Source organism: Sinomonas sp. G460-2 (assembly GCF_047759905.1).
Lineage (GTDB): Bacteria > Actinomycetota > Actinomycetes > Actinomycetales > Micrococcaceae > Sinomonas.
Genome location: NZ_JBKZWT010000122.1, coordinates 1 through 10295 on the forward strand (window position 1 = coordinate 1; position 10295 = coordinate 10295).

At 68.8% G+C, this 10295-nt stretch carries 8 protein-coding genes; 1 reads left to right on the top strand and 7 read right to left on the bottom strand.

Annotation, left to right across the window (positions count from 1 at the left end):
* The 6 genes from ACLN58_RS12420 to mnmA form a co-directional block, all read right to left on the bottom strand.
* A partial coding sequence (locus ACLN58_RS12420; RefSeq protein WP_415855572.1) for a DUF222 domain-containing protein occupies positions 1-774 on the bottom strand: 774 nt, incomplete at its 3' end.
* 665 nt (positions 775-1439) lie between these two features.
* Positions 1440-3143, bottom strand: coding sequence for a dipeptide ABC transporter ATP-binding protein (locus ACLN58_RS12425; protein ID WP_415855573.1), 1704 nt, complete (start codon positions 3141-3143; stop codon positions 1440-1442).
* Positions 3140-4198, bottom strand: a complete 1059-nt coding sequence (locus ACLN58_RS12430; protein ID WP_415855574.1) for an ABC transporter permease — start codon at positions 4196-4198, stop codon at positions 3140-3142. The genes ACLN58_RS12425 and ACLN58_RS12430 overlap by 4 nt, the downstream gene beginning before the upstream one ends.
* Positions 4198-5289, bottom strand: coding sequence for an ABC transporter permease (locus ACLN58_RS12435; protein WP_415855575.1), 1092 nt, complete (start codon positions 5287-5289; stop codon positions 4198-4200). The genes ACLN58_RS12430 and ACLN58_RS12435 overlap by 1 nt, the downstream gene beginning before the upstream one ends.
* Positions 5290-5385: 96 nt before the next feature.
* A complete protein-coding gene (locus ACLN58_RS12440; RefSeq protein WP_415855576.1) occupies positions 5386-7017 on the bottom strand; it encodes an ABC transporter substrate-binding protein in 1632 nt (543 codons plus the stop codon).
* 284 nt (positions 7018-7301) lie between these two features.
* Positions 7302-8447, bottom strand: a complete 1146-nt coding sequence (gene mnmA / locus ACLN58_RS12445; RefSeq protein ID WP_415855577.1) for a tRNA 2-thiouridine(34) synthase MnmA — start codon at positions 8445-8447, stop codon at positions 7302-7304.
* A 115-nt stretch (positions 8448-8562) separates the two neighbouring features.
* Between mnmA and ACLN58_RS12450 the strand changes: the two genes are divergently transcribed.
* A complete protein-coding gene (locus ACLN58_RS12450) occupies positions 8563-9819 on the top strand; it encodes an NAD(P)/FAD-dependent oxidoreductase (RefSeq protein WP_415855578.1) in 1257 nt (418 codons plus the stop codon).
* A 164-nt stretch (positions 9820-9983) separates the two neighbouring features.
* Here the strand turns inward: ACLN58_RS12450 and ACLN58_RS12455 are convergent.
* Positions 9984-10295, bottom strand: a 312-nt coding sequence (locus ACLN58_RS12455; RefSeq protein ID WP_415855579.1) for an aminotransferase class V-fold PLP-dependent enzyme, incomplete at its 5' end; no start/stop codon positions are given.

Consider the following 10295-nt stretch of genomic DNA (forward strand, 5'->3'; position numbering starts at 1 on the left):
TCCGGTTCCCGCGGGCGCGGCGACGGATCCGGGCGGGGCGTCGGGCCTAGCTACCGCGAGCGGGCGCCCTCGGGCCACTTCTGGCGCGGGGTCCGTGATGCCGTGAAGAAGAAGATCGCGAAAGGCATCGGCGCGCAGCTGTGACACGCCTCGCTCCTCGCCCGGGCCCTGCAGGGACCTGGCGAGGGCTTCGAGCCTGGCGTCGATCGCTGCCCCGGCCTCAAGCGGTAGGTACGCGGTGATCCAGCACATCCCGTCCCGGGTTGGTTCGAGGTCGACTTTCCGGAAAGCGGTGGCGTGGGCCTTCCGAGCGGCAAGCGGCTCGGAGTGATAATCCTCGGCAAGGCGTCGCAGCCGCCGCGAGAGTGCGCCCGGGGACGGAGCCCTGCTCGGGTCCTCAGGGCATGCGATCCGCACCGCGGCCTCGGCAAAGGCCGCGTCCTTGCCGGGTGCGAGGATTGCCGCATGCTCGGCCACAGCCCGGGCTCGACGCCGGTCGAGGCGCCCCGCCCCGAGCGCGTCCAGGACCGGAGCGAGAGCGGGATCGGCCAGAGCCAACGCGTCCTCGACCATCGCCCGGCCCGTGCGCTGCGACACGTTCAGCGCCGCCGCCACCTCCGCGGCCGCGAGCCCGGGCGCCTCTGCCGCCTCTAGTGCATCCCTCGCCGTGAGACGAAAGTGCTCGCACAGCTGGGAGAGCGCGTACGCCCGCACGGCGTGCATCCGCGCCTCGGCCTCCTCAAGCCCCTGGATGGTTTCGACGAGACCGCCCACGAACTGAGCCCGCGCCTCGAAGACGACGGCACTCGGATGAGCTGGCTCGGCCTCCGCAGCGCCGTCAGCGGCAGGTGCACCAGGAGCGGCCTCAACACCGTCGGTATCAGCGCCAAGTGCGTCAGCGGCAGGTGCACCAGGAGCGGCCTCAACAGCGTCGGTATCAGCACTGGACGCGTGGGCGCAGGCCGGGTCGGCCGCACCGTGAACACAAGCAGCAGCATGGACACCGTCAGCATCTTCCGCCCCCGGGCTGATCCGGCCACCAGCCTCGTTCACGTCGTCGCCGCCCTCGCTACGCGGCAATGTCTGCGGACTCTCCCCCGAGCTCTCCCCCGAGCTCTCCCCACGGCTCTCCCCCGAGCTCTCCCCAGGGCCCTCCCCAGGGCTGTCCCCCATGCGCTCCCCCACGTTTTCCCCCATGAACCAACCCTCGCATGAGCCTCCGACAAAATAAACGCACCCCCGCAAGCCCGGCCACGAGGCCTCGCCAAAGAAGAACGGAGCGAGGGAAACCGAGCCAAAGACGCGTGCCAAAGAAGGGGACCCAGAGAAGCGGGGCCAGGGACTCGCCCAAGAAGCCCAAAAGAGCGGAGGACGACGGCGGCAGGTGACCTGCCGCCGTCGTCCTCGGAGAGTGGTGCCGGCTCGCCGCCGGCGCGCGCTCAGCTGCCCAGAAGCGCTCGGTGAGCCTTCCGCCGCTCGGCCTGCTCGACCGGGTCTGGGACCGGAAGCGACGCGATGAGCCGCTTCGTGTACTCGTCCTGAGGCGCGTTCATGACGCGGCTGCCGATGCCCTGCTCGACGAGTCGCCCCTTGTACAGGACGCCTACCCAGTGGCTCAACTGGTCCACGACCGCGAGGTCATGGCTGATGAACAGCGCCGCGAAGCCGAGCTCGGCCTGGATCTCGCGGAACAGCTCGAGGACCTTCGCCTGGACGGAGACATCGAGGGCGGACGTCGGCTCGTCGGCGACGAGCAGGCGCGGCTCGAGTGCGAGGGCGCGCGCGAGGGAGGCCCGCTGACGCTGGCCACCCGAGAGCTCGTGCGGGTAGCGCGAGGCGTACGACGCGGGAAGCTGCACCGACTCGAGCAGCTCCCCGACGCGCCGGCGGAGCTGCGCCGGCTCGAGGTCGAGGTGCACCACGAGCGGCTCGGCCACGCACTCGCCGATGGTGAGCTGCGGGTTGAAGGACGCCGCCGGGTCCTGGAACACGAAGCCGATCTCCTTGCGCAGCGGGCGGAACGCCCGCTCGTGGAAGCCGACCATCTCATGCCCGAGGACCTTGAGGCTTCCGCCCGTCGCCCGGTTGAGACCCGCAATCGCGCGGCCGATGGTCGTCTTGCCCGATCCCGACTCGCCGACGAGGCCGAAGACCTCCCCCGCGGAGACCGTGAGCGAGACGCCGTCGACGGCCCGGAACGCCGGGGAACCGAGTCGACCCGGGTACACGATCTCGAGGTTCTTCGCCTCAACGAGGACTTCGCCGGCCTGCCGCAGGCGCTCGGTGGCGCCCTCCGAGGCCGAGTCGCGGCCCAGATGCGGAACCGCCGCGAGGAGGCGCCGGGTGTAGTCCTCGCGCGGCTCCGCGAACAGGGTCCGCACCGGGGCCTCCTCGACGACCTCGCCCTGGTACATGACCACGACGCGGTCCGCGAGGTCCGCGACCACACCCATGTTGTGGGTGATGAGCACGATCGACGTCCCGTACAGGTCGCGCAGATCGCGCAGGAGCTCGAGGATCTCGGCCTGGACAGTCACGTCGAGGGCCGTGGTCGGCTCGTCGGCCACGATGAGCTCGGGATCGAGCGCGAGCGCCGCCGCGATGACGACGCGCTGCTTCTGCCCGCCCGAGAACTGGTGCGGGTAGTAGTCGACGCGCTTCTCCGGGTCGGGGATGCCGACCTTCCTGAGTGCCTCGACGGCCCGCTCGCGGGCCTCCTTCCGGGACACCTTGCGCCCGTCGCGCCCACGATGCGCCCGAATGCCCTCGGCGATCTGCCACCCCACCGTGAAGACGGGGTTGAGCGCCGTAGACGGTTCCTGGAACACCATAGCGACGTCACGGCCCCGCAGCTCGCGGAGCTTCGACGCGGAGATCGAGACGACGTTCTGCCCGTTGATGACGACGGCGCCTGAGCTCGTGGCCGTCTCCGGCAGCAGGCCAAGGATCGTTTTTGCCGTCACCGTCTTGCCGGACCCGGATTCACCGACGACGGCGACGACCTCGCCCGCCTTGACGTCGAGGCTCACGCCGCGAACGGCCTTGACCTCCCCGGCGTCCGTGGCGAATGAGACCGCGAGATGGTCGATTTCCAGGACGGTCTCCGCGGGACCCGCGGGCCGCACGTCAAGCTGTTCGCTCATGCCTGGCCTCCTTCCTGGCCGGTGGAACCGGCCGCAGTGCCGGCCGCAGTGCTCGCCTCACCCGCGGCAGGCGAGGACTTCGCGCCTTTGCCGCCCGCCGCCGTCGTCCGCTTGCGTCCACGCGCGCGGAGCCGCGAATCCGCGAGGTCGTTCATGCTCTCTCCCACGAGCGTGAGCCCGAGGACCGTGAGCACGATCGCGACGCCCGGGAAGACGCCTGTCCACCAGATGCCGGCGGTGACGTCGCTCAGGGCCTTGTTGAGGTCGAAGCCCCACTCGGACGCGCTCGTCGGCTCGATGCCGAAGCCGAGGAAGCCAAGGCCTGCGAGGGTCAGGATGGCCTCCGAGGCGTTGAGAGTGAAGATGAGCGGGATGCTGCGGGTCGCGTTGCGGAAGATGTGCCGAGCCATGATCCGCCAGCTCGACGCGCCGATGACCTTCGCGGACTCGACGAAGGGTTCGGCCTTGAGCCGGATCGCCTCGGCGCGGACCACGCGGAAGTACTGCGGGATGAACACGACCGTGATCGAGATCGCGGCCGCGAGGATGCCGCCCCACAGGCTCGACTGGCCGTGGCTGATGACGATCGACATGACGATCGCGACGAGGAGCGACGGGAACGCGTACACGGCGTCCGCGATCACCACGAGAACGCGGTCCAGCCAGCCGCCGATGTAGCCCGACGCGAGGCCGAGGGCCACGCCCGCGAAGATCGAGAGCGCGACCGCGACGACGATCACGAGGATGGCCGTCTGCGCGCCCCACACAACACGCGAGAACACGTCGAAGCCGCCAACCGTGGTTCCCCAGATGTGCGTGGCACTCGGGGGGTCCTGGGTCGGGAAGTCCCCGCCCGCGTCGGAGATCTGAGAGAAGCCGAACGGTGCGATGAGCGGGGCGAAGATCGCGAGCAGCACGAAGATGCCCGTGAGGACGAGGCCCGTGACGAGCATGGTCCGCTGGATGCCCACGCTGTTCATGACGTGGGAGAGCACGGGAAGGCGAACCCACAGGGGGTCGCGGCGCTCAATCTGTGGCGCTGTCTGGGTGGTCATCAGTACCTCACCCTCGGGTCGATCAGCGCGGCGACGACGTCCACGATGAAGTTGGTCACGGCGACGATCACGGCGAGCAGCACCACGATGCCCTGGACGGCTACGAAGTCGCGCGCGGTCAGGTACTGCGCGAGCTGGAAGCCGAGCCCCTTCCACTCGAACGTCGTCTCGGTGAGAACCGCGCCGCCGAGAAGGAGCGCGATCTGCAGGCCCATGACCGTGATGATCGGGATGAGCGCGGGCTTGTAGGCGTGCTTGGTCACAAGCCGGTACTCGCTCACGCCGCGCGAACGGCCGGCCTCGACGTAGTCCTTGCCGAGCGTGCCGATCAGGTTGGTCCGCACGAGGCGCAGGAAGACGCCGGCCGTGAGCAGGCCGAGCGTGATGGCGGGCAGGACCGCGTGGGCCTCGACGTCCCCGAACGCGGCGAAGTTGCCGCTGCGGAGTGCGTCGAGCCAGAAGATGCCGCTCGGGGCACCGAGCCCCGAGAGGGAGATCTCGGTGGTCGTCGACGCGCGGCCCGCGACCGGCAGCCAGCCGAGCCATACCGAGAAGATGAGCTTGAGCAGGAGGCCTGCGAAGAAGACCGGCGTCGCGTAGCTCAGGATCGCGAAGATGCGCAGCCCCGCGTCGGCGGTCTTGTCGCGGCGGTGCGCCGCGATCATGCCGAGCGGGATGCCGACGAGGAACGCAACGATGAGCGAGTTGATGGCGAGCTCAAGCGTCGCGGTGCCGAACGTCGCGAGCATCTCGGTGACGGCGCGGTTGTCCGAGATGGTGCGGCCGAAGTTCCCGGTGAAGATCTGGCCGAGGTATTCGAAGTACTGGATCATGATGGGCCGGTCGTAGCCGGCGTCATGGATTCGTTGAGCGAGCTGGTCGGCCGGGAGGCGGCCTCCGAGCGCGGCCGTGATCGGGTCACCGGTGATCCTCATGAGGAAGAAGACCAGCGTGACGAGGATGAGGATGGTGGGGAAGATCAGCAGGAAGCGGATCACGAGATACGTCGCGAGCCCGCCACCCGCCGTTCGTTTCGCGGCTGGGGTTGGTACGCCCGCGGCTTCTGGGGGCGTTTCGGTCAGTGCAGTCATTGGGGGTGGTTCCTCCGCACGGCAGCGGGGGGATGCGGTGGCATCCCGCCGCTGCACTTGCTTTTGTGGTGCTTTTGCGGCTTGTACCCGCTTCGGCTACTTGCTAATCACGCCGAGGCGGAACTTGAAGGACGGGTCGAGGGTCGTGTCGACGCCCTTGACGTTCGTCCCGGCAACCGCAATCTGCGAACCCTGAAGGAGCGGAAGCGTCGAGAGGTCCTTCGCGACCGCGTCCTGGATCTGGCCCAGCTGCTGCTCGCGCGAGGACTTGTCCGGGTTCGTCGCTTCCTTGCCGATGAGGTCAGCCACCGTCGAGTTCGAGTAGTGGTTCTTGAGGAAGCTGTTCGCGGTGAAGAACGGCGTGAGGTAGTTGTCCGGGTCGGAGAAGTCCGGGAACCATCCGAGCTGGTACATCGGGTAGGCGTCCTTCGTGCGGTCCTTCGAGTAGGTGACCCACTCGGTGGACTGCAGGTTGACCTTGAACAGGCCCGAGGCCTCAAGCTGCTGCTTCACCATGGCGTACTCGTCGCCCGAGGACGGGCCGTAGTGATCCGGGTTGTACTGCAGGTTGATCGACACCGGCGTCTGCACGCCCGCGGCCGAAAGGGCCTGCTTCGCCTTGTCGGTGCTCGGCTTGCCGTTGCCGTCGCCGTACATCGACTTGAGCGGCGTGGTCGCGCCCGGGAAGCCGTTCGCCACGTACGAGAACAGCGGCGTGTAGGTGCCCTTGTAGACCTGCGTCGCGATCGCGTCGCGGTCCACGAGATTGGCCATGGCCTGGCGGACGGCGAGCGACTTGGCCGGATCGGCGTTGGCCGTCTTCGCACCGTACGGCATGGTGTCGAAGTTGAACACGATGTAGCGGATCTCGCCACCCGGGCCCTTGAGGACCTTGACCTTCGAATCCTTCGCGAGGCTGTCCACGTCGGTGGCGGTCAGCGAGCGCCACGCCACGTCGATGTTGCCCTGCTGGACGTCCAGCTTCAGGTTGTTCGAGTTGGCGTAGTACTTGAGGTTGACCGTGTCCGTGGCCGGCTTGCCGAGGATGCCCTGGTAGTCGGGGTTGGACTTGAACGAGACCAGCTGGTTCTTCTGGTACGTCGAGATCGTGTACGGGCCGGCGAACGCCTTCTTCGAGATGATGTCGTCGTCGTTCATCACCTTGTCGGCGGGGAAGACGTTGTGGTCCACGATCGGACCGGCCGGGCTCGAGAGCACCTGCGGGAACGTCTGGTCGTTGCCCTGCTTGAGATGGAAGACCACCGTCGAGGCATCCGGGGCGTCAATGCTCTTGAGGTTGTCGAGCAGCGACGCGGGACCGTTCGGGTCGTTGATCTTGAGCTGGCGATCGAAGGAGAACTTCACGTCCGCCGAGTCGAGCGCATCGCCGTTGGCCCACTTGAGGCCGCTCTTGAGCTTGACCGTGTAGTCCGTCGGCGAGGTGAACGAGGCCGACTGCGCGATATCAGGCTGCGGATCGGCGCTGCCCGGCTTCGAGTTCAGCACGAACGGGTAGATCTGGTTCATGACCATGAAGGAGCCGTTGTCGTAGGAGCCCGCGGGATCCAGGAACGTCACCTTGTCCGTCGTGCCGACGGTGATCGGACCGCCGCCCGCGGAGCCGCTCTGCGCAGAGCCGCCACCGGACGGGCCGGTGCACGCTGTCAGCGCAAGCGCGGAGATGCCGAGGAGCGCGATTGCGCTCCGAACGGCTGACTTTTTTGCCATGGGGGATGACCTTCTGTCTCTTTTCGAGTTCTGGGCGGGCGCCGGCTTTGTGATTCAACGCACAGCCCGAGTGCACACAGCATTCAATCACGATTCGGCAGGCCTGAAAGCCTTGCTTGAGGAGATTGAAACTAAACCTTGACATTCCGAGGCGCGTGGCGACTCCCGCATGGGCGAAAACTCACCATGTGAAATGCCAAGGGAGGACGACGGCGGAAGTCACCCTCCGCCGTCGTCCTCCCCTCGGTGCGTCCCCTGGTCGCGCGACGGCCGTCAGTAAGCCCTCAGACCGCCGGGCGCGCGAGCGAGCGGGCGGCGTCGATCGTCGCCTGCCCCAGGACCCGGCTCCCCCGGTACAGCACCACGGTCTGCCCTGGTGCGACCCCGCGGAGGGGCGCCTCGAGCGTGACGAAGAGCTCGGCGTCGTCAGCAGGAGCCGCCTCGGACGAGGTTCCCGGCGCAACGCGCGCCGTTGCCGGAAGTGCCTCGCCGTGGGCGCGCACCTGCGCCGTGCACGCGAACTCCTCCCCCGCCGCAGCCTCGGGCAGCGGCAGCCCGGCCCACGAAAGGCGGATGCCGCGGATCTCGTCGACCGCGAGGAGTTGCTCGGGACCCACGACGACCGTGTTGTCCTTGGGCCGCACCTCGAGGACGAAACGCGGCTTGCCGTCCGCGGCCGGCCGGCCCAGCCGCAGGCCGCGGCGCTGCCCAACGGTGAACGCGTTGGCGCCCCCGTGCTCGCCGACTTTCTGGCCCGTCTCGTCGAGGATGTCCCCCTGTGTGAGCTCGATCTTGTCCGCGAGCCAACCGCGCGTATCGCCGTCGGAGATGAAGCAGATGTCGTGGCTGTCCGGCTTCTTCGCAACGGAAAGCCCCCGGCGCTCCGCCTCGGCGCGGACCTCAGCCTTCGACGGCGTGTCCGCGAGCGGGAAGAGGCAGTGCTCGAGCTGCTCGCGCGTCAGTACGCCGAGCACGTAGGACTGGTCCTTGGCCCAATCGGCGGCGCGGTGCAGCTCGGGATTGCCGTCGGCGTCCCGGATGATCTTGGCGTAGTGGCCCGTGCAGACGGCGTCGAAGCCGAGCGCGAGGGCCTTTTCGAGGAGCGCGGCGAACTTGATCCGCTCGTTGCAGCGCATGCACGGATTCGGGGTGCGGCCCGCGGCGTACTCGGCGACGAAGTCGTCCACGACGTCCGCCTTGAAGCGCTCCGAGAAGTCCCACACGTAGAACGGGATGCCGAGCTTGTCGCACGCGCGCCACGCGTCGTTCGAATCCTCGATCGTGCAGCAGCCGCGGCTGCCCGTGCGCAGGGTTCCGGGCATGCGTGACAGCGCAAGGTGGACGCCGACGACGTCGTGCCCCGCCTCGACGGCACGGGCCGCGGCGACGGCGGAATCCACTCCCCCACTCATGGCTGCCAGAACTCGCACCGGTCTATTCTAGCGGCGGGCGGCCGCGAGGCCCGAGCCCGGCCGCCGGGGCAGTGGTAGGCAGTGGTACGGCAGTGGTACGGCAACGATGCCGCGCGAGCGAAGGGATCCGATCATGGACGAACAGGGCATGGTCATTGCGGGCGGAGGGCTCGCCGCCGGGAGCGCCGCCAAGACGTTGAGGGCCGAAGGCTGGGAGGGTCCCATCACGATCGTCGCGGCCGAGCACCGCGAGCCGTACCTCCGGCCGCCGCTCTCCAAGGAGTTCCTGCTCGGCAAGGCGCCCGAGGAGGAGCTCGCGGTGAATCCCGCCGGCTGGTACGCGGAGAACGGCGTCGACCTGCGGCTCGGGGAGACGGTTTCGCAGATCGTGCCGGCGTCGAAGGTCGTGAGGCTCGAGAGCGGGCCGCTCGTTCCGTACCGGGCGCTGCTTTTGGCGATGGGCGCGCAGCCTCGCACGCTCGACGTCCCGGGTTCCCAGCTCGAGGGCATCGTGTCGCTGCGGCGCTTCGAGGACTCCCTCGCCCTGCGCACGGAGCTCTCCCGCGGCGGGCGGCGGGTGGTGCTCATCGGCTCGGGCTGGATCGGCATGGAGGTCGCGGCCGCCGCGCGCACCTACGGGAACGAGGTCACGGTCGTGGGGCGCGAGCCGACGCCGCTCGGGCAGCTCGAGCCCGAGCTCGGCGGCTACTTCCGCCGCCTGCACGAGGCCGAGGGGGTCCGCTTCCGGCTCGGCGAGCATCCCGTCGAGTTCAAGGCGACGGACGACGGCGAGTGCGTCTCCTGCGTCGTGACCAACACGGGCGAGCGGATGGCCGCCGACCTCGTGGTCGTGGCCGTTGGCGTGGTGCCCGACGTCGGGCTCGCGAAGGCGGCCGGACTCGTCGTGGGGAACGGGATCGTGGTCGACGCCTCGCTGCGCACCTCGGCCGAGGGCGTTTTCGCCGCGGGCGACGTCGCGAACTCACTCCAGCCGTTCACGGGCGACCACGTGCGCAGCGAGCACTGGTCGAACGCGCTCAACGGCGGAAAGGTCGCCGCGAAGTCCATGCTGGGCATCGACGCGGCGCTCAGCATCGCGCCCTACTTCTACACCGATCAGTTCGGGATCAGCCTCGAATACTCGGGGTATGGGCAGCGGGCGCGCGGGGCGAAGCTTGTGCTCCGCGGCTCGATCGAGACCGTGGCGGACGGGCTCGCCGGCTTCGTCGCGTTCTGGCTGCGAGACGGCGCGGTCGTCGCCGCCATGAACGTCAACACGCCGCGGTCGCAGAAGGCGCTCAAGGCGCTCATCGCCTCCCGCGCGGTCGTGGACGAGGCGCGGCTCGCGGATCCGGCCGTACCGCTCGCGGAGCTCATGCCAGGAGAGTGACGCGGGGCGTTCCGTTCTGTACGGGTTTCGGGCCGACGCGGGCGAATTCGGCCTCACGAAGTAGCCGGGCCCCTGGAAAGACGCGACTCCGGGCCTGACCAATAAAGCGGTTCCAGCCAGTACGCGTACTGGACGGACCGCGGGCACGTCGAGGGGGACCCCGCTCAGCGGCTGGAAGCTGTCCTTATGGTGCTCTCGTGCCCGGCCATGCCCGCCTGGCGAGCCTGCTGGAAGGCGCGGCCGATCACCGCGAGGAGGGCGTCGACGTCGTCCTCGGCGGACGACCAACCGAGGCTGAAGCGCTGGGCCCCCCGCGCCTGGTCCTCGGTGAGGCCCATCGCGAGGAGCACGTGCGAGGGTCGCGGGACGCCCGCCGTGCACGCCGATCCCGTGGACGATTCGATGCCCATCATGTCCAGGAGGAACAGCAGCGAATCGCCTTCGCAGCCGGGGAACGTGAAGTGCGCGATGCCGGG

Excerpts from the sequence above, each read along its gene's own strand:
- ACLN58_RS12430 (WP_415855574.1), bottom strand. The coding sequence starts at position 4,198 with ATGACCACCCAGACAGCGCCACAGATTGAGCGCCGCGACCCCCTGTGG.
- ACLN58_RS12435 (WP_415855575.1), bottom strand. The coding sequence starts at position 5,289 with ATGACTGCACTGACCGAAACGCCCCCAGAAGCCGCGGGCGTACCAACC.
- ACLN58_RS12425 (WP_415855573.1), bottom strand. The coding sequence starts at position 3,143 with ATGAGCGAACAGCTTGACGTGCGGCCCGCGGGTCCCGCGGAGACCGTC.
- ACLN58_RS12440 (WP_415855576.1), bottom strand. The coding sequence starts at position 7,017 with ATGGCAAAAAAGTCAGCCGTTCGGAGCGCAATCGCGCTCCTCGGCATC.
- ACLN58_RS12450 (WP_415855578.1), top strand. The coding sequence starts at position 8,563 with ATGGACGAACAGGGCATGGTCATTGCGGGCGGAGGGCTCGCCGCCGGG.